Origin of the sequence: Variovorax sp. PDC80, assembly GCF_900115375.1 — a bacterium.
In the GTDB taxonomy this organism is placed as follows: Bacteria; Pseudomonadota; Gammaproteobacteria; order Burkholderiales; family Burkholderiaceae_C; genus Variovorax.
Window position 1 is genome coordinate 56,366 of record NZ_FOWG01000012.1, and the last position, 18,381, is coordinate 74,746.

Annotated in this window: 18 protein-coding genes and 1 tRNA gene; 12 read left to right on the top strand and 7 right to left on the bottom strand. The window is 70.1% G+C overall.

Annotation, left to right across the window (positions count from 1 at the left end; all coding sequences use genetic code 11):
• Nucleotides 1–3 precede the first annotated feature (3 nt).
• From BM109_RS29805 to BM109_RS29815, 3 genes are read right to left on the bottom strand one after another with little or no spacing between them, the layout of a single operon-like run.
• Nucleotides 4–1,098: a TRAP transporter substrate-binding protein gene (locus BM109_RS29805; protein ID WP_177239496.1), complete on the bottom strand. Its 1,095-nt coding sequence runs from the start codon at nucleotides 1,096–1,098 to the stop codon at nucleotides 4–6.
• 5 nt (nucleotides 1,099–1,103) lie between these two features.
• The gene (locus BM109_RS29810) at nucleotides 1,104–2,090 is read right to left on the bottom strand and encodes a tripartite tricarboxylate transporter substrate binding protein (RefSeq protein WP_093351089.1); all 987 of its coding nucleotides are present in this window, start codon (nucleotides 2,088–2,090) and stop codon (nucleotides 1,104–1,106) included.
• 43 nt (nucleotides 2,091–2,133) lie between these two features.
• On the bottom strand, nucleotides 2,134–2,937 hold the full coding sequence (locus BM109_RS29815; protein ID WP_093351091.1) for a maleate cis-trans isomerase family protein: 804 nt from the start codon (nucleotides 2,935–2,937) through the stop codon (nucleotides 2,134–2,136).
• 179 nt (nucleotides 2,938–3,116) lie between these two features.
• Between BM109_RS29815 and BM109_RS29820 the strand changes: the two genes are divergently transcribed.
• The 4 genes from BM109_RS29820 (at nucleotide 3,117) to BM109_RS29835 (ending at nucleotide 6,348) form a co-directional block, all read left to right on the top strand.
• The gene (locus BM109_RS29820) at nucleotides 3,117–3,812 is read left to right on the top strand and encodes a GntR family transcriptional regulator (RefSeq protein ID WP_093351094.1); all 696 of its coding nucleotides are present in this window, start codon (nucleotides 3,117–3,119) and stop codon (nucleotides 3,810–3,812) included.
• A 101-nt stretch (nucleotides 3,813–3,913) separates the two neighbouring features.
• Nucleotides 3,914–4,936 carry a thiamine pyrophosphate-dependent dehydrogenase E1 component subunit alpha gene (locus BM109_RS29825; RefSeq protein WP_093351096.1) on the top strand — a complete coding sequence of 341 codons (1,023 nt, stop codon included), beginning with the start codon at nucleotides 3,914–3,916 and terminating at the stop codon, nucleotides 4,934–4,936.
• Nucleotides 4,927–5,907, top strand: a complete 981-nt coding sequence (locus BM109_RS29830; protein ID WP_093351099.1) for an alpha-ketoacid dehydrogenase subunit beta — start codon at nucleotides 4,927–4,929, stop codon at nucleotides 5,905–5,907. Before BM109_RS29825 ends, BM109_RS29830 begins: the two co-directional genes overlap by 10 nt.
• 18 nt (nucleotides 5,908–5,925) lie before the next feature.
• Nucleotides 5,926–6,348, top strand: coding sequence for a MarR family winged helix-turn-helix transcriptional regulator (locus tag BM109_RS29835; protein ID WP_093351101.1), 423 nt, complete (start codon nucleotides 5,926–5,928; stop codon nucleotides 6,346–6,348).
• 9 nt (nucleotides 6,349–6,357) lie between these two features.
• On the opposite strand, the gene BM109_RS29840 is transcribed toward BM109_RS29835, so the two are convergent.
• A complete protein-coding gene (locus tag BM109_RS29840) occupies nucleotides 6,358–7,125 on the bottom strand; it encodes an SDR family oxidoreductase (RefSeq protein ID WP_093351104.1) in 768 nt (255 codons plus the stop codon).
• A gap of 112 nt (nucleotides 7,126–7,237) precedes the next feature.
• Here BM109_RS29840 and BM109_RS29845 point away from each other — a divergent pair, with 112 nt between their 5' ends.
• Nucleotides 7,238–8,176, top strand: coding sequence for a LysR family transcriptional regulator (locus BM109_RS29845; protein ID WP_093351107.1), 939 nt, complete (start codon nucleotides 7,238–7,240; stop codon nucleotides 8,174–8,176).
• Between the two features lie 123 nt (nucleotides 8,177–8,299).
• A complete protein-coding gene (locus tag BM109_RS29850) occupies nucleotides 8,300–9,322 on the top strand; it encodes a Bug family tripartite tricarboxylate transporter substrate binding protein (RefSeq protein ID WP_093351109.1) in 1,023 nt (340 codons plus the stop codon).
• A 91-nt stretch (nucleotides 9,323–9,413) separates the two neighbouring features.
• Here BM109_RS29850 and BM109_RS29855 read toward each other — a convergent pair whose 3' ends face one another.
• Nucleotides 9,414–9,737, bottom strand: coding sequence for a DUF1840 domain-containing protein (locus tag BM109_RS29855; RefSeq protein WP_057593162.1), 324 nt, complete (start codon nucleotides 9,735–9,737; stop codon nucleotides 9,414–9,416).
• 13 nt (nucleotides 9,738–9,750) lie between these two features.
• The gene (locus tag BM109_RS29860) at nucleotides 9,751–11,022 is read right to left on the bottom strand and encodes an SAM-dependent methyltransferase (protein ID WP_093351112.1); all 1,272 of its coding nucleotides are present in this window, start codon (nucleotides 11,020–11,022) and stop codon (nucleotides 9,751–9,753) included.
• A 187-nt stretch (nucleotides 11,023–11,209) separates the two neighbouring features.
• Here BM109_RS29860 and BM109_RS29865 point away from each other — a divergent pair, with 187 nt between their 5' ends.
• The 6 genes from BM109_RS29865 to BM109_RS29890 are packed head-to-tail and all read left to right on the top strand — an operon-like array spanning nucleotide 11,210 to nucleotide 18,141.
• Nucleotides 11,210–13,558 (top strand): bifunctional salicylyl-CoA 5-hydroxylase/oxidoreductase, encoded by a 2,349-nt coding sequence (locus tag BM109_RS29865; RefSeq protein WP_256222865.1) that lies wholly within the window; start codon nucleotides 11,210–11,212, stop codon nucleotides 13,556–13,558.
• 16 nt (nucleotides 13,559–13,574) lie between these two features.
• Nucleotides 13,575–14,054: a MarR family winged helix-turn-helix transcriptional regulator gene (locus BM109_RS29870; protein WP_093351117.1), complete on the top strand. Its 480-nt coding sequence runs from the start codon at nucleotides 13,575–13,577 to the stop codon at nucleotides 14,052–14,054.
• A complete protein-coding gene (locus BM109_RS29875; protein WP_057593158.1) occupies nucleotides 14,051–14,905 on the top strand; it encodes an enoyl-CoA hydratase family protein in 855 nt (284 codons plus the stop codon). The genes BM109_RS29870 and BM109_RS29875 overlap by 4 nt, the downstream gene beginning before the upstream one ends.
• Nucleotides 14,906–14,909: 4 nt before the next feature.
• On the top strand, nucleotides 14,910–16,100 hold the full coding sequence (locus tag BM109_RS29880; RefSeq protein WP_093351119.1) for an acyl-CoA dehydrogenase family protein: 1,191 nt from the start codon (nucleotides 14,910–14,912) through the stop codon (nucleotides 16,098–16,100).
• Nucleotides 16,097–17,749 carry an AMP-binding protein gene (locus BM109_RS29885; RefSeq protein ID WP_093351122.1) on the top strand — a complete coding sequence of 551 codons (1,653 nt, stop codon included), beginning with the start codon at nucleotides 16,097–16,099 and terminating at the stop codon, nucleotides 17,747–17,749. The genes BM109_RS29880 and BM109_RS29885 overlap by 4 nt, the downstream gene beginning before the upstream one ends.
• Nucleotides 17,743–18,141, top strand: coding sequence for a RidA family protein (locus tag BM109_RS29890; protein WP_093351655.1), 399 nt, complete (start codon nucleotides 17,743–17,745; stop codon nucleotides 18,139–18,141). Before BM109_RS29885 ends, BM109_RS29890 begins: the two co-directional genes overlap by 7 nt.
• A 146-nt stretch (nucleotides 18,142–18,287) precedes the next feature.
• On the opposite strand, the gene BM109_RS29895 is transcribed toward BM109_RS29890, so the two are convergent.
• Nucleotides 18,288–18,364 (bottom strand) — tRNA-Met (locus BM109_RS29895).
• Nucleotides 18,365–18,381 lie beyond the last annotated feature (17 nt).

Sequence of the window (18,381 nt, forward strand, 5' to 3'; positions counted from 1 at the left end):
GGCTCAACGCACCCTGAACACGGCCTGGTCGGCCTGCAGGCTGTAGGGCGCCACGCGCGCCTTGTAGGCCAGCAGGCTCTGGATCACGCGGCGCGCATCGGCATCGGCGCGCGCGCTGGCATCGAGCTCCACGCGCGTGGCCTCGCGCAGGGCCTCGACGACAGCCGGCGGCAGCGCCTCGATGCGCGTGCCGCGCGCCTCGAGTTCGCGCATCGCCACCGCGTTGCGGTCGTTGGCGCGCGCGATCGAGCGCAGCGCGGCCGCCTGCGCCGACTGCCGCACGATCTGCTGCAGGTCGGCCGGCAGCGCGAGGAACTTCGCGCGGCCGATGAACAGGTGCATCGCCACGTCGGGCTCGTGCCAGGGCGCGACGTAGTGCGGCGCATAGCGCGCGAGCGGCAGCGTCGCGTCGATCGCGGGACCGACCACGTCGGCCGCATCGATGCGGCCCTCGGCGAAGGCCGGCACGATCTGCCCCAGCGGCAGGTTCACCGGCACCGCGCCCACGCGCGCCAGCACGCGGCCCGGAAAGCCCGCGATGCGCACGCGCACGCCGCGCAGGTCCTCGGGCGTGCGCAACGGCTTCGCGAACCAGCCGCCCATCTGGATGCCGGTGTGGCCCGCCGTCAGCGGCAGCACATCCAGCGGTGCCAGCACCGCCTCGAACAGCGCCTGGCCACCGCCCTCGTTGAGCCAGCCTTCCTGCTCGACCGGCAAGAGGCCGAAGGGCACGGCGGTGAAGAAGTCGATCGCGGGCACCTCGGCGGCGTAGTACTGCGCCGTGGTGTGCACGAGGTCGAACTCGCCGCCGCGCAGCGCCTGCAGCAGGCCCGCGGGCTTGCCATGGCGCGCGGGATCGATGGTCTCGATGCGCAGGCGCCCGCCCGAGGCGGCATTCACGGTGTCGGCGAAGTCGAGCGCGGCTTCGTGCAGCAGCGGCAGGCTGGTGGGCCACGAGGTGCCCATGCGCCACACGATGGGTTGGGTGGCCGGTGGCGCGGCGGCGGGTGCGGCGCAGCCGGCGAGCGAGAGTGCGAACGCGAACGGCAGCAGGAGTGCGGCCAGGCCGCGGCGCGGAAGAATGAAGTTCCCGGGCATGGCCATCACTCCGCCACGATCCGTTTGTCCGCGGCCAGCTTGCTCCAGCGCGCGATCTCGGCCTTCAGGTAGTCCTGCGCCTGGGCCGGCGTGCCGCCCGCGACGTCGGTGCCCAGCGCCGCGAGCTTGTCGCGCACCTCGGGCGACTGCAGCGTGCGGTTCATCGCATCGGCCAGCGCGTCGACCACCGGCTTGGGCAGGCCGGCCGGGCCCATCAGCATGTACCAGGCGCCAATCTCGTAGTCGGGCACGCCGGCCTCGATCACGGTCGGCACCTCGGGCAGGCTGGCCGCGCGCTGGCGCGAGGTGACGGCGAGCGCGCGCAGCTTGCCGGCCTTCACCTGCTGCAGCACGGTGGGCACGGTGTCGAAGTTCACGTCGACCTGGCCCGCGATCAGGTCGGCCAGCGCCGCGCCGCTGCCCTTGTAGGGCACGTGCGTCATGGTGGTCCGCGTGGCCTGCTGGAACAGCTCGGCCGCGAAGTGCTGCTGCGTGCCCGCGCCCGAGGAGGCGTAGTTGACGCCACCCGGCTTGGTCTTCGCGAAGGCGATGAACTCCTGCAGCGTCTTCACGGGCAGGCTCGCGGGCACGGTCACCACCTGCGGCACGCTGCCGATCAGCGTGATGGCGGTGAAGTCGCGCGCCGCCGCGTAGGGCAGCTTCGGCATGATCGCCGGCACCATCGCGTTCGAGCTCACGTGGCCCAGCAGCAGCGTGTAGCCGTCGGGCCGCGCGCGCGCCGCGGCGGCGGTCGCGATGGTGCCGCTGGCGCCGGCGCGGTTCTCCACGATCACCGGCTGCTTCAGCAGCTCGGACAGGCGCGGCGCGACCTGGCGCGCGATCAGGTCGGTGCCGCCGCCGGGCGCGAAGCCCACCAGCAGCGTGACCGGCTTGGCCGGCCAGTGCTCCTCGGCCGCCGCGGGCAGCGGCCCGAGCAGCGCCCAGGCAGCGAGCGCGGCGCAAGCCGCGCGCATGCGTTGTCTCGTCGTCATGCTTGTCTCCTTTGTTCTGTGCGTCTGTGCGCGCGCGCCGGACTCAGTGGAATTCCGTCAGGCTGCCGAAGCCCGGGAACTGATCCTTGATGCCCATCCTGCGCAGCGCCGACCAATAGATCACCGGGCCCGAGGCGAAGACCGGCTTCCTGAGCCACTTCTCGGCATCGTTGGCCACGCGCGCATAGGCGAGGTTGGTGCCCAGCTGCAGGATCGCGTCGGGCTTGGCGGCCTCGCAGCGCAGGGTGGCCTCGGCGAGCTGCTCGTAGGTCTGCGAGGCGACGTGGATGATGCTCTTGCACTTGAGGCCCTCGACGTGCACGACCTCGAAGCCGCGCGACGTGAAGTAGCTGATGGCGTTGGTCTCGATCACCGGGTAGTAGGGCGTGAGCAGCGCGATGCGCTTCGCGCCGCAGAGCTTGAAGGCCTGCTCGGCCGACTGCGCGCCCATGGTCACCGGCACGCCCGAGAGCTTCTCGAGGTGCTCGAGCAGCGCGAAGCTGCCCTTCTCGCCGCCCATGTAGCTCTGCGAGGACATGCCGAGCACGAGGTGGTCGATCAGCGCTTCCTTCAGGCGGCGCACCGAGTCGTCGAGGTTGGCCGTGACGTTGCGCATGATCACCGACCAGTCCTCGTCCTGTGCGATCTTCTGGTTCGGCACGTAGTAGCGGTCGATGGCGTTGATCACGCCGCGCGGGCGCATGTCCATCATCTCGTTCTCGACGTTCACGTTCGGTCCCGGCGTCATCACGCCGATCACGCCGCGCGGACCGAGGGCGTTGGTGTAGCGGTCGGTGTCATGGGTCGAGCCTGCGATTTCGACGATGCCCTGCTGGAATGCATTCATAAATTGCCTTTTGAAGCTGGATTGGGAGAGTTTCGGGGGTTCAAGTGCTGCAAATGAATGCGTTCAATGTAGCGGAGGGTGGCCGGCTCGGTCAACACTTTGAATTCAAATGGACGAAATTTTCCTCTTTCAAGGGCTTTGACCGGCCATTTCATCGAAAAATGAATTCATAATTGCCCATGGCCAAAGAATTCGTTCACAACGATCTGCTCGGAAACCTGCGCGAAGTGTTCGTGCAGGGCGAGTTCCCGCCGGGCAGCAAGGTGCCCGAAGCCCTGCTGTGCGAGCGCTTCGGCATCTCGCGCACGCCGCTGCGCGAGGCGCTCAAGGTGCTGGCCGCCGAAGGCCACGTCGAGCTGCTGCCCAACCGCGGCGCGCGCGTGCGCGAGCTGTCGCTCGAGGAGGTGGAGGGGCTGTTCGCGGTGGCCGGCGCGCTCGAGGCGCTGGCCGGCGAGCAGGCGGCCGCGCGCGTCACCGACGCGCAGCTCGCGGAGATCACCGCGCTGCACGAGCGCATGCGCGCTGCCTTCGCGGCGCGCGACATGGCGAGCTACTACGCGCTGAACCGCGGCATCCACGAGACCATCGTGCAGGCCACGCGCAACCCGGTGCTGCTCGATCAGTACGCGCTGATCAACGCGCGCATCCGGCGCATCCGCTTCAACTCGCCGATGACGCCCGAGATCTGGTCGCGCGCGATGGCGGAACACGAGGGCATGCTCAACGCGCTGGCGCGGCGCGACGCGGCCTCGCTGTCGGGCATCCTCAAGACGCACCTGAAGCACAAGTGCGAGGCGATCCTCGAGGGGATGAAGGCCACGGCCGATGCGGCCGCGGCGCAGGCTGCCAGTGGATCGCGGCGCAAGGCGGCCTGAACGCGCAGCACCGCCTCCCCGGGGAAAGCCCCCTGCCCCCAGTCCGTCACGCTTGATACGATTTTTCCGCAAACGCCCATTCCACAGGCGTCGGAGACAAGATGGACCTGGACATCCCCAGCGGCGCCGCCGAGGCGCTGTACCGCACCATGGTGCGCATCCGCGCGTTCGAGAACGCGGCCGAGACGGCCAGCCAGGGCGGCGTGAGCGCCTATGGGCAGCAGGCCGGCGGCGCGGCCAAGGTGCGCGGGCCGCTGCACCTGTCGACCGGGCAGGAGGCGGTGCCGGCCGGCGTCTGCGCGCACCTGCGCGCGAGCGACTACCTCACGTCCACGCACCGCGGCCACGGCCACACGCTGGCCAAGGGCGCCGACCTCGCGCGCATGATGTGCGAGCTGTTCGGCAAGGCCACGGGCTTCAACGGCGGCAAGGGCGGCTCGATGCACATCGCCGATTTCTCGGTCGGCATGCTGGGCGCCAACGGCGTGGTGGCGGCCGGGCTGCCGATCGCGGTGGGCGCGGCGCATGCGCAGAAGGTGCTGGGCCAGGGCGACGCCCTCACGGTCTGCTTCTTCGGCGACGGCGCGATCAACCGCGGCCCCTTCCTCGAGGCGCTGAACTGGGCCCGCGTGTACGAGTTGCCGGTGCTGTTCGTCTGCGAGGACAACCGCTGGAGCGCGACCACCGCGAGCGGCCCGATGACCGCGGGCGAAGGCGCCTCGGCGCGCGCCGAATCGCTGGGCATCGCGGCCACGCAGGTCGACGGCAACGACGTGTTCGCGGTGCATGCGGCCGCGGCGCGGCTGGTGGCCGAGGTGCGCGGCGGTGGCGGGCCACGGCTGCTGCATGCGCTGACCTACCGCGTGAAGGGCCACGTGTCGGTCGACCTCGCGGCCTACCGCGATCCGGCCGAACTGGCGGCGGCGCTCGAGACCGACCCGCTGGCCCGCGCGCGCGGCCGGCTGCTGGAAGCCGGGCTCGAGGCGACGGCGCTCGATGCGATCGAGAACGCGGCCACGGCCGAGGTCGAGGCCGCCCTGGCCACCGCCGACGCGGCGCCCTGGCCCGAGGCCGGCGCCGCCTTCACCGACGTGCAGACCACGGGAGCCGGGCAATGGCACTGAACGCAGCGAACAGCGTGGAAGAACTCAGCTATGCCGAAGCCGCCGTGCGCGCCATCGCGCGCGAGATGGAAGCCGATGCGCGCGTGGTCGTGCTCGGCGAGGACGTGGGCCGCGGCGGCATCTTCGGCCAGTACAAGGGGCTGCAGCAGCGCTTCGGCGAGCGGCGCGTGATCGACACGCCGATCAGCGAGGCCGCGATCATGGGCGCGGGCGTGGGCATGGCGCTCGCGGGCCTGCGGCCGGTGGTCGAGATGCGCGTGGTCGACTTCGCGCTGTGCGGCATGGACGAACTGGTGAACCAGGCCGCCAAGAACCGCTTCATGTTCGGCGGCCAGGGCCGCGTGCCGCTGGTGGCGCGCATGCCGGGCGGCATCTGGGACGCCTCGGCGGCGCAGCATTCGCAGTCGCTCGAGGCCTGGTTCGCGCACCTGCCCGGCGTGGTGGTGGTGAGCCCGTCGACGCCGCAGGACAACCATTCGCTGCTGCGCGCGGCGCTGCAGTGCGGCGACCCGGTGGTCTACATCGAGCACAAGACGCTGTGGGGCGCGCGCGGCCCGGTCGACGAGACGCTGGCGGTGCCGCTGGGCAAGGCGGCGCGCATGCGCCAGGGCGACGCGCTCACGCTGGTGAGCTGGAGCCGGCAGGCGCAGGTCTGCGCCGAGGCCTGCGAGCGGCTCGCGGCCGAGGGCATCGCGGTCGACCTGATCGACCTGCGCACGCTGTGGCCCTGGGACCGCGAGACGGTGTTCGAATCTTGCGCGCGCACCGGCCGGCTGCTGGTGGCCCACGAGGCGGTGCAGGCCGCGGGCTTCGGCGCCGAGATCGCGGCCAGCGCGGCCGAGGCCACGGGCTGCCGCATCGCGCGGCTCGGCGCGCCGCGCATCCCGGTCGGCTATGCGCCGGTGCTCGAGGCGCAGTCGCGCGTGGGCGTCGACGCCATCGTCGCGGCGGCGAAGAAGCTGGCGGGCTGACACGCGCCCCGCGCACCCATGGACCCGCTGTTCTTCAAGCTGGTGCGCGTGGTCAACCTCACGGCGCGGCCGTTCCACGAACGCGTGGGCCGCGAGCACCAGCTCACGCTCAACGAGTGGCGCACGATGGCGGTGCTGGGCGCGCAGCCCGGGCTCACCGCCTCGCAGGTGGCCGACCAGACCGGTCTCGACAAGATGGCGGTGAGCCGCGCGCTGGCCGGCCTCAAGCGCCACCGGCGCGTGCAGTGCCGTGAGGATCCGACCGACCAGCGCCGCAGCCGGCTGCACCTCACGGCCGCGGGCAAGGCGCTGCACGAGACGGTGGGCGCGCTCGGGCGGGAACGCGAGGCCGCGCTGTTCGCAGGCATCGACGCCGCGGAACTCGCGCGGCTGGGTGCGACGCTGGACCGGCTCACCGAGGCCGTGCAGCGCGCCGACTGAAGGCCCGGCTCAGGCCGCGAAACCGCCGTCGATGTTGAGCCCGGCGCCGGTCACGAACGCGGCCTCGGGGCTCGCGAGGTAGGCCACCATGCCCGCGATCTCGTCGGCGTGGCCGTGGCGGTCGAGCGCCATGAAGCTGTGCATGGTCGCGGCCATCGGGCCGTTGGCCGGGTTCATGTCGGTGTCGACCGGGCCGGGCTGCACGTTGTTGACCGTGATGCCGCGCGGGCCGAGGTCGCGCGCCAGGCCCTGCACCAGGCCCGTGAGCGCCGACTTGCTCATGGCGTAGATGCTGCCGCCCGCGAAGGGCATGCGCTCGGCGTTGGTGCTGCCGATGTTGACGATGCGCCCGCCGCTGCCCATGTGCGCCAGCGCGGCCTGGATGGCGACGAACACGGCGCGCACGTTGACGGCGATGGTGCGGTCGAAATCGGCCAGCGTGAGCTGGTCGACCGGGCCCAGGTGCAGCACGCCGGCGCTGTTGACCAGGATGTCGATGCGGCCGCCGAAGTGGCGCGCCGCCTGGTCGATGCCGGCCTTGAGCGCCTCGGCGTCGGCGCTGTCGATCTTCAGCGCGAGCGCGCGGCCGCCCTCGGCCTCGAGGCTGCGCGCGAGTTCCTCGGCGACTGTCTGCGAGCTGCTGTAGCTGAAGGCCACGGCGGCGCCGTCGCGCGCCAGGCGGCGCACGATGGCCGCGCCGATGCCGCGCGAGCCGCCGGTGACGAAGGCGACCTTGCCGGCGAGGACGGGGGTCGGGGAGGTGGTGGTGGAGGTCATGGTTTTTTCCTGGGTGGGTGGGTTGGAAGGCCTCCAGTCTCTGCCTTCGATTGCGTTTGCGGTAGCCATCAATCGGTCCCATCAAATTCAACCATTGGTTGAAAATGGCGCGATGGAACCGCTCAACCATCTCGCTTCCTTCGTGCAAAGCGCAGAGGGCGGCAGCTTCTCGGCCGCCGCGCGCCGCCTCGGGCTCACGCCGGCCGCGGTCAGCAAGAACGTGGCGCGGCTGGAGGCGCGGCTCGGCGTGCGGCTGTTCCAGCGCAGCACGCGCCGGCTCACGCTGACCGAGGGCGGCGAGCGCTTCCTGGCGCAGATCGGCGGCGCGCTCGCCACCCTGCAGGAGGCGGTGGCCGGCATCGACAAGGACGACGGCCAGCCCTCGGGCACGCTCAAGGTCAGCATGGGCCAGGCCTTCGGCCGCACGCACGTGCTGCCGATGATGGGCGACTTCCTCGCGCGCTACCCGGCGATCGTGCCGGACTGGCATTTCGACAACCTGCAGGCCGACCTCGTCGGCGAGGGCTTCGACGCGGCCATCGGCGGCGGCTTCGAGCTGTCGGCCGGGCTGGTGGCGCGCGAGCTGGCGCGCATCCACGTGGTGGCGGTGGCAGCGCCGGCCTACATGGCGCAGCGGCGGATGCCGCGCCATCCGTTGGAGCTGGCGGCGCTCGACGCGCTGGTGCGCCGCTCCTCGCCCACGGGCCGGCTGCGCAGCTGGACCTTGCGGCATGCGCGCGGCGCGGCGAAGGAGGCGGAGGTCACGGTCGAGCTGCCGCGCCCGCGCGCGATCTTCAACGACCCCGAGGCCATCGCGCAGGCCGCGCTGATGGGGCTGGGCGTGGCGATGCTGCCGATGCCCTTCGTGGAACAGGGACTGCGCGACGGCAGCCTGCTGCGGCTGCTGCCCGAGTGGCACCACGACGCGGGCGCGGTCTGGCTCTACTACCCGAGCAAGAAGCTGCTGCCGCCGAAGACGCGGGCCTTCGTCGACTTCGTGCTCGAGCGCTTCCGCGAGGAGCGGTTCGCGCAGCGCATGCAGGTGGGCTGAGCGCAGCGCCGGGCCGCCCCAGGCAAGCTCGCACCGCGGTGCGAAGCGCGAAGGTGATCCAATGAGCCACGCCCGGGGTTTTCACCCGCGACGGCCGCGGCACGCGCCTGTACAAAGGCGCGCATGACTTCTTCTCACCTTCACTTTCCGTCCCGGCGCGCGCTGCTCGCCGCCTCGGTCGCCGCCGCCGCGACACTGCTCGCCGCACCCTCGTGGGCACAAGGCGCCTGGCCCACCAAGCCGGTGCGCATCGTCGTGCCCTTCGCCGCGGGCGGCACCACCGACATCCTCGCGCGCGCGATCGCGCCCGAGCTCTCCAAGGCCTTCGGCCAGCAGTTCATCGTCGACAACCGCGCGGGCGCGGGCGGCAACCTGGGCGCGGAGATCGTGGCGCGCGCGCCGAACGACGGCTACACGCTGCTGATGGGCACGGTGGGCACGCACGGCATCAACCGCGCGCTCTATCCGAAGCTGCCCTTCGATCCGATCAAGGACTTCGCGCCGATCACCATGGTGGCCGCGGTGCCGAACGTGATGGAGATGAACGCCGAGAAGGCCAAGACGCTCGGCATCCACAACGTGCAGGACTTCATCAAGTACAGCAAGGCCAACCCCGGCAAGTTCAACATGGCCTCGAGCGGCAGCGGCACCTCGATCCATCTCGCGGGCGAGCTGTTCAAGAGCATGACGGGCACCTTCATGGCCCACATCCCCTACAAGGGTTCGGGCCCGGCCCTGCTCGACATGGTGGCCGGCAACGCCGACGTGATGTTCGACAACCTGCCCTCGTCGATGGCGCAGATCAAGGCCGGCAAGCTCACGGCGCTGGCCGTGACCAGCGCGCAGCGCTCGCCCGCGCTGCCCGACGTGCCGACGGTGGAAGAGGCCGGCGGCCCGACGCTCAAGGGCTTCGAGGCCAGCTCGTGGTTCGGGCTGCTGGCGCCGGCGGGCACCTCGCCCGAGATCGTCAACCGCATCCAGCAGGAAGTCGCCAAGTCGCTCGGCACGGCGGCGATCAAGGAGAAGATGCTGGCGCAGGGCGCGATCCCGAGCGGCAACACGCCAGCCGACTTCACGAAGCTCATCGCGAGCGAGCACGTGAAGTGGGCGAAGGTGGTGAAGGAGTCGGGCGCGAAGGTGGACTGAAGGCAGTCCGCCCGAGTGAAGATTCAGCGCCCGTCCGTCGCGGACTGGCGCCGGACACCGGCCGCCGCGCGGCCGGTTGTCCGACCCGGACTCAGGTGGTCCAGGTCACGTCCTTGTTTTCGGCCAGCGATTCCTTGAGCATGTGCAGCAGCGGCGTGGCGCGCTGGTGCAGCGCCACATGCTGTTTTTCGGCGTCGTGGGTGTGGTCCTCGACCGCGAATTCGTCATGGTTGTGGGTGTTGCTTTTCTCGCGCGCGAGCGCGGCCTCGATGGCCGAGATCGCCCCGGGAATCTGCTCGACCGTGATGATTCCTTGCGCCGAAGGCGACTTGCCGACGATGTCGAACAACTGGCGCGCGTGCGTCTCGAGCATCACGAAATCCGACGAGGCCCTGGACTGGAAACGATAGAGCATGGGGGTGTCCCTTTCACTTGTAGAGATGATCACGCGTGAAAGGGTACACCGATTGCGCACCGCGCAAAGTGCCGTGATCGACCTTGCCGTCGGGCTTGGTCGAGACCATCTGGTACAGGCCGATCCAGCCCTGCTCGAAGCTCATGGCCGAGCCCGCGAGGTAGAGCCGGTAGGCGCGCAGGATGCGCTCGGCGTTGGCGTGCTGGCGCTCGCTGCCGCCGTTGCGCAGCACGGTGCGCGCGGTCTCGAGCTGTGCCTCGAGCGCGTCGGACCAGGCCCACAGCGTGCGCGCGTAGTGCGGCCGCAGGCTCTCGACGTCGACGATCTCCAGGCCGGCCGCCGCGGTCTCGCGCAGCACGTGCGTGACGTGCAGCAGCTCGCCGCCCGGGAAGATGTACTTCTCGATGAAGTCGCCCATGCCGTTGCCGAGTTGGCGGTAGTTGAGCTGGCCCGAGGTGATGCCGTGGTTCATCAGCAGGCCGCCGGGTGCCAGCAATGAATGGATCTTGGCGAAGTAGGTCGGCATGTTGGCCGCGCCCACGTGCTCGAACATGCCCACCGAGGAGATCTTGTCGAACGGCCGCTCGGCCGACAGCTCGCGGTAGTCGCGCAGCTCGACGCGCACGCGGCCCGTGAGGCCCTTCTCCTCGATCAGGCGCTGCACGTGCGCATGCTGGTTGCGCGACAGCGTGATGCCGGTGGCGTCGACGCCGTAGTGCTCGGCGGCCCACAGCAGCAGGCCGCCCCAGCCCGAGCCGACGTCGAGGTAGCGCTCGCCGGGCTTGAGCATCAGCTTGCGGCAGATGTGGTCGAGCTTGGCTTCCTGCGCCTGCGCCAGCGTGAGGTCGGGCGTCGCATAGTAGGCGCACGAGTAGACCCGACGCGGGTCGAGCCACAGCGCGTAGAAGTCGTCGGAGACGTCGTAGTGGAACTCGATCTGGGCGGCGTCCTTGCGCAGCGAGTGCGAGCCGCGCGACTTGGCCAGGTGCTGCAGGCGGCTCCACCATCCGGTGTCGGTCTCGGCCGGGTTGCCGGGCAGCAGCCCGACGGTGGCGTCGATCAGGTCGCGCATCGCGCCCTCGATCTGCACCTTGCCCTCGACGTAGGCCTCGCCGATCGCACCCACCTGTCGGCCTGCGAGCTTGGCCAGGGCGGACCATTCCGAGAAAGCCAGCGTGACACGCGAACCGGCTGCCGCCACCCGTCGCCCATCGGGCAATTGCAGTGCCACGGGCACGGGAAGCGAAGCCAGCTGCGACTCGATCTTGGGTATCAAGCTTTGCATGGGCCGCATGGTATTGATTTTTCGAGCTTCTTGCATGCGGTTGCATCGGGCGGCCCGGATCGCATCGCGGGGACGCCGGCCGGCGCCAGCACCGGCGGGCCCGATGTGCTTCGGGAAAATCCGTTTGACACCAGATTGTTTATGTCTAAACTATTCAACCATGAACAGCATCGCCCACGCCCCGTCCATGGACCTCCAACGCATCCTGTGCATCGGCGGCGGGCCCGCCGGCCTGTACTTCGCGCTGCTGATGAAGGCGCGCAACCCGGCCCTCCAGATCACGGTGGTGGAGCGCAACCGGCCCTTCGACACCTTCGGCTGGGGCGTGGTGCTCAGCGACCAGACGCTCGCGAACCTGCGCGCGGCCGACGCCGAGTCCGCCGCGCTAATCGGCGACGACTTCCACCACTGGGACGACATCCAGGTCTTCTTCAAGGGCCGCCAGGTGCGCTCGGGCGGCCACGGCTTCTGCGGCATCGGCCGCAAGCGGCTGCTCAACATCCTGCAGGAACGCTGCCTCGCGCTCGGCGTGGAACTGGTGTTCGAGACCGACGTGACCGACGACCAGGCACTGGCCGCGAAGTACGAGGCCGACCTGGTGATCGCGAGCGACGGCCTCAACAGCCGCATCCGCCAGCGCTATGCCGACGTGTTCCAGCCCGACATCGACCTGCGCCAGTGCCGCTTCGTCTGGCTCGGCACGCACCAGACCTTCGACGCCTTCACCTTCGCCTTCGAACAGACCGAGCACGGCTGGTTCCAGGCCCACGCCTACCAGTTCGACAAGGACACCTCGACCTTCATCGTCGAGACGCCCGAGGCCGTGTGGCAGGCCCACGGCCTCGACAGGATGGAGCAGCCCGAGGCGATCGCCTTCTGCGAGAAGCTGTTCGCGAAGTACCTCGGCGGCCACACGCTGATCAGCAACGCCACGCACCTGCGCGGCTCGGCCAACTGGATCCGCTTCCCGCGCGTGGTGTGCGAGCACTGGACGCACCGCGTCGACGTCGGCGGCCGCTCGGTGCCCGTGGTGCTGATGGGCGACGCCGCGCACACAGCGCACTTCTCGATCGGCTCGGGCACCAAGCTCGCGCTCGAAGACGCGATCGACCTGGCCAACGAATTCGCGGCCGGCGGCAGCACCGACCAGGTGCTCGCGCAGTACGAGGCGCGCCGCAGCGTCGAGGTGCTCAAGATCCAGAACGCCGCGCGCAACTCCACCGAATGGTTCGAGAACGTGCCGCGCTACACCGGCATGGAGATCGAGCAGTTCGCCTATTCGCTGCTCACGCGCTCGCAGCGCATCAGCCACGAGAACCTGCGGCTGCGCGACACGAAGTGGCTCGGCGGCTACGAGCAGTGGCTGGCCGGCGGCAAGGCCGTCGCGCCTATGCTGATGCCGCTCAAGGTGCGCGGCCTCGAGCTCAAGAACCGCATCCTGGTGTCGCCGATGGCGACCTACAGCGCGGTCGACGGCGTGCCGCAGGACTTCCTGCTGGTGCACCTGGGCGCACGCGCGCTCGGCGGCGCGGCGATGGTGTTCGTCGAGATGACCAGCCCCACGCCCGAAGGCCGCATCACGCCCGGCTGCACCGGCCTCTACAACGACGAGCAGCAGGCCGCGTTCAAGCGCATCGTCGACTTCGTGCACACGCAGTCGAGCGCGAAGATCGCGATGCAGCTCGGTCACAGCGGTCCCAAGGGCTCGACGCAGGTGGGCTGGGAAGGCACCGACGAGCCGCTGCCCAGCGGCAACTGGCCGCTGCTGGCCGCCAGCGCGCTGCCCTACGGCGAGCAGAACCAGCTGCCGGCCGCGATCACGCGCGCCGAGATGGACACGCTGCGCGATCAGTTCGTGGCATCGACGCGCCGCACGGCCGAGGCCGGCTTCGACTGGCTCGAGCTGCACTGCGCGCACGGCTACCTGCTGTCGGCCTTCATCAGCCCGCTGACCAACCTGCGCGAGGACGCGTACGGCGGCAGCCTCGAGAACCGCTGCCGCTATCCGCTCGAGGTGTTCCGCGCGATGCGCGCCGCCTGGCCGGCGGACAAGCCGATGAGCGTGCGCATCTCGGCCCACGACTGGGCGCCGGGCGGCAACACCGATGCCGACGCGGTGGCGATCGCGCGCTTCTTCAAGGACGCGGGCGCCGACTTCATCGACGTCTCCTCGGGCCAGACCACGCGCGCCGCCAAGCCGGTCTACGGCCGCATGTACCAGACGCCGTTCGCCGACCGCATCCGCAACGAGGTCGGCATCTCGACCATCGCCGTGGGCGCGATCACCGAGGCCGACCAGGCCAACAGCATCATCGCGGCCGGCCGCGCCGACCTCTGCGCGATCGCGCGGCCGCACCTGGCCGACCCGGCCTGGACGCTGCACGAGGCCGCCAAGCTGCAGAGCCGCGCCGTCGAATGGCCGAAGCAGTACCTGAGCGGGCGCGACCAGATGTACCGCGAGATCGCCAAGCAGCAGCAGATGGCGGCAGCAGCCACCGCGGCGATGGCCGCGGCGCAGAGCGAAGAAACGCACTGATCACCGGCGGCACCCCATGGACCTCGAAGCCCGCGCCCACGCCGAGCATCCCGAAGCGCTGCGGCTGTGGCTGCGCCTGCTGACCTGCACGCAGCTGATCGAGAAGGAAGTGCGCAACGGGCTGCGCGCGCAGTTCACCACCACGCTGCCGCGCTTCGACCTGATGTCGCAGCTCGAGCGCTCGCCCGAGGGGCTGAAGATGAACGAGCTGTCGCGCCGGATGATGGTGACCGGCGGCAACGTGACCGGCATCACCGACCAGCTCGTGACCGAGGGCCTGGTCGAGCGCGTCGACGTCGAGGGCGATCGCCGCGCCTGGCGCGTGCGGCTCACGCCGCGCGGCCGCAAGCTGTTCCACGAGATGGCGCAGCAGCACGAGGACTGGATCGTCGGGGCCTTCGCGGGCCTCACGGGCAAGGAGATCGCGCAGCTGCACAAGCTGCTCGGCAAGGTCAAGCAACACTCACAGAGCCAGACACTGGCGGAGGCCGAATGAAGCATTACATCGGTGCGGGCAATCCCATGCACGCGCAATTCGAAGCGAAGGCGGCCTATGCCGCGAAGCACTTCGCCTGGCACTACGACAACGGCGTGGGCACCATCACGCTGAACCGCCCCGAGCGCAAGAACCCGCTGACCTTCGACTCGTACGCCGAGCTGCGCGACCTGTTCCGCGCGCTCAACTACGCGAGCGACGTGAAGGTGATCGTGGTCACGGGCGCGGGCGGCAACTTCTGCTCGGGCGGCGACGTGCACGAGATCATCGGCCCGCTGACCGGCATGCGCATGCCCGAGCTGCTCGAGTTCACGCGCATGACGGGCGACCTGGTGAAGGCGATCCGCGCCTGCCCGCAGCCGATCGTCGGCGCGATCGACGGCGTGTGCGCCGGCGCCGGCGCGATGATCGCGCTGGCCTGCGACCTGCGCTACGGCTCGCCCGCCACGCGCACCGCCTTCCTGTTCACGCGCGTCGGCCTGGCCGGCGCGGACATGGGTGCCTGCGCGCTGCTGCCGCGCGTGATCGGCCAGGGCCGCGCTTCCGAGCTGCTGTTCACGGGCCGCGCGATGACCGCGCAGGAAGGCCATGCCTGGGGCTTCTTCAACGCGCTGCACGAAAGCGACGCGCTGCTCGAAGCCGCGACCAAGATGGCGCGCGAGCTGGCCGAGGGCCCGAGCTTCGCGCACGGCATGACCAAGACCATGCTGGCCCAGGAATGGTCGATGACCATCGACCAGGCGATCGAGGCCGAGGCGCAGGCGCAGGCGATCTGCATGCAGACCGAGGACTTCCGCCGCGCCTACGAGGCCTTCGCGGCCAAGCGCAAGCCGGTGTTCGGCGGGGACTGAGGCCATGGCGAAGATCCCGGCTCCTCCTTCCACCGCGCACCTGGCGCTGCCCTTCTTCGACGAGGCGCACCGCGCCCTCGCGAGCGACCTGCTGCCCTGGTGCGCCGCGCAGGAGGTCGACGAGCGCGACGACCGCGCGGCCTGCCGCGAATGGGTGCGCCGCCTCGGCAACGGCGGCTGGCTGCGCTACGCGGTGCCCGGCAGCGCCGGCGGCGCGCTCGAGCGCCTCGATTCGCGCGCGCTGGTGCTGCTGCGCGAAACCCTCGGCTACCACTCGCCGCTGGCCGACTTCGCGTTCGCGATGCAGGGCCTGGGCAGCGGCGCGATCACGCTCGCGGGCACGCCCGAGCAGCAGTCGCGCTACCTCGGCGCGGTCGGCAAGGGCGAGAAGATCGCGGCCTTCGCGCTGAGCGAGCCCGAGGCCGGCTCCGACGTGGCCGCCATGGCCATGCGCGCCGAACCCACCGCCGACGGCTGGCGCCTCAGTGGCAGCAAGACCTGGATCAGCAACGGCGGCATCGCCGACTTTTACTGCGTGTTCGCCAAGACCGATCCCGCGGGCGGCACGCGCGGCATCACGGTGTTCATCGTCGATGCGACCACGCCCGGCCTCGACACCTCCGAGCACATCGACGTGATGGCACCGCACCCGCTGGCCACCCTGCGTTTCGACGACTGCGTGGTGCCGCGCGGCGCCCAACTCGGCGAACTGAACGGCGGCTTCAAGCTCGCGATGCGCACGCTCGACATCTTCCGCGCCTCGGTGGCCGGTGCCGCGCTCGGCATGGGCCGGCGCGCGCTGGCCGAGGCGATCTCGCATGCGAAGAGCCGCCGCATGTTCGGCCAGACGCTGGCCGACTTCCAGCTCACGCAGGCCAAGCTCGGCGAGATGGCGGCGCTGATCGACGGCGCGGCGCTGCTGACCTACCGCGCGGCCTGGATGCGCGACGAGGCCGAGCAGCGCGGCGGCGCGCCGGTGGGCGACGTGTCGGCCGCGGCCGCGATGGCCAAGATGGCCGCGACCGAGAACGCCAGCCGCGTCATCGACATGGCGCTGCAGATGCATGGCGGCCTCGGCGTCAAGGTCGGCACCAAGATCGAGGCCCTTTACCGCGACATCCGTTCGCTGCGCATCTACGAGGGCGCGACGGAAGTGCAGCAACTGATCATCGGCAAATCCGTACTGCGGGGATGAACACCGTGACCGCTCCATCCGCCCAAGTCGACCGCTTCGTGCACGACCGGCTGCCGCCGGCGGCGCAGCTGCCGGTCTTCCGCTACGACCGGCCCGAACTGCAACTGCCCGACCAGCTCAACCTGGTCGAGGAGCTGCTCGACAAGGCCCCCGCCAAGGGCTTCGGCGACCGGCCGCTGCTGCGCTCGCCGCAAGGCACGCTCAGCTATTCGCAGGCCGCCATCCAGGTCAACCGCATCGCGCAGGTGCTGACCGAGGACCTGGGCCTGGTGCCCGGCAACCGCGTGCTGCTGCGCGGCGGCAACTCGGTGGCGATGGCGCTGGCCTGGCTCGCGGTGGTGAAGGCCGGACTGATCGCCGTCGCGACCATGCCGCTGCTGCGCGCCAAGGAGCTCGGCGACATCGTCGAGAAGTCGCAGCCGGTGGCCGCGCTGTGCGACGGCCGGCTGCTCGACGAGCTGGTGGCCGCGCAGCAGGCGCACCCGGTGCTCGCCGACATCATCGCCTTCAACCAGCCCGACGCGCCCGATTCGCTGTCGGCACGCGCGGCCGCCAGGAGCGGCATCTTCGAGGCCTGCCCCACGGCGGCCGACGACATCGCGTTGCTGGCCTTCACCTCGGGCACCACCGGCAAGCCGAAGGCGCCCGTGACCACGCACCGCGACGTGCTCGCGATGTGCGAGACCTGGCCGCGCCACGTGCTGCAAGCGCGGCCCGACGACGTGGTGGTGGGCTCGCCGCCGCTGGCCTTCACCTTCGGGCTCGGCGGGCTGCTGGTGTTCCCGATGTACGCGGGCGCCTCGATCTACTTCCCCGACGCGCCCTTCACGCCCGAAGGCCTGGTGAAGCTGATCAACGAGGTCGGCGCGACCATCTGCTACACCGCCCCGACCTTCTACCGCCAGATGGCGCCGTTCGTGAAGCAGCACGGCGCGCCCACGCTGCGCATCAGCGTGAGCGCGGGCGAGGCCCTGCCCGATGCCACGCGCCAGCTCTGGAAGGAGGCCACCGGCCTCGAGATGCTCGACGGCATCGGCGGCACCGAGGTGTTCCACATCTACATCTCGGCCGCGGGCGACGAGGTGCGCCGCGGCGCCGTCGGCAAGGCCGTGCCGGGCTTCATCGCCAAGGTGGTCGATGCCGAGGGCAACGAGGTGCCGCGCGGCACGGTCGGCAAGCTGGCGCTGCAAGGGCCGGTGGGCTGCCGCTACCTCGACGACGTGCGGCAGGCCGACTACGTGAAGAACGGCTGGAACTATCCGGGCGATTCCTTCGTCCAGGACGAGGACGGCTATTTCTTCTATCAGGCGCGCGCCGACGACATGATCATCACCGCCGGCTACAACGTCGGCGGCCCCGAGGTCGAGGACGCGCTGCTCAAGCATCCGGCCGTGGCCGAGTGCGGCGTGATCGGCAAGCCCGATGCCGACCGCGGCATGATCGTCAAGGCCTTCTGCGTGCTGAAGCCCGGACAGACCGGCGATGCCGGCCTCGTGAAGGCGCTGCAGGACCACGTGAAGGCCACGATCGCGCCGTTCAAGTACCCGCGCGAGATCGAGTTCGTGTCCGTGCTGCCACGCACCGAAACCGGCAAGCTGCAACGCTTCAAACTGAGACAAACCGAAGACAACAGGTCCACCACATCATGATCAAACTCTTGCAGCCTCCGGGCTGGTTGCCCCCCAAGGGCTATGCGAATGGCGTCGCGGCGCGCGGCACCATGGTGTTCGTCGGCGGACAGATCGGCTGGAATGCCCAGCAGCAGTTCGAGTCGGACGACTTCATCGACCAGTGCGGCCTGGCGCTGCGCAACATCGTCGAGGTGCTGCGCGAGGCCGGTGCCGGTCCCGAGCACATGGTGCGCATGACCTGGTACGTGGTCGACCGCGACGAGTACAGCCGCCGGCTCGCCGAGCTCGGCCCGGTGTATCGCGATGCGATGGGCCGCAACTTCCCGGCCATGACCTGCGTGCAGGTCGCGGCGCTGGTGGAGCCGCGCGCGAAGATCGAGATCGAGGTCACGGCGGTCGTGCCGGACTGAAGGACGAGGCACTGCCTCCAGCAACGACAAAGCCCTCTCGCGAGGGCTTTTCTTTTGGGTGCGCGCTTCGCATTGTTGCAACGCGCTTGCGAATCCGCAGCGGGCAAAGAAAAGGGTCTTTCGTTTCCGAAAGACCCTTATCAATTTGGTTGCGCGAGCAAGATTTGAACTTGCGACCTTTGGGTTATGAGCCCAACGAGCTACCAGGCTGCTCCATCGCGCGGCAAGAGATAAATTATA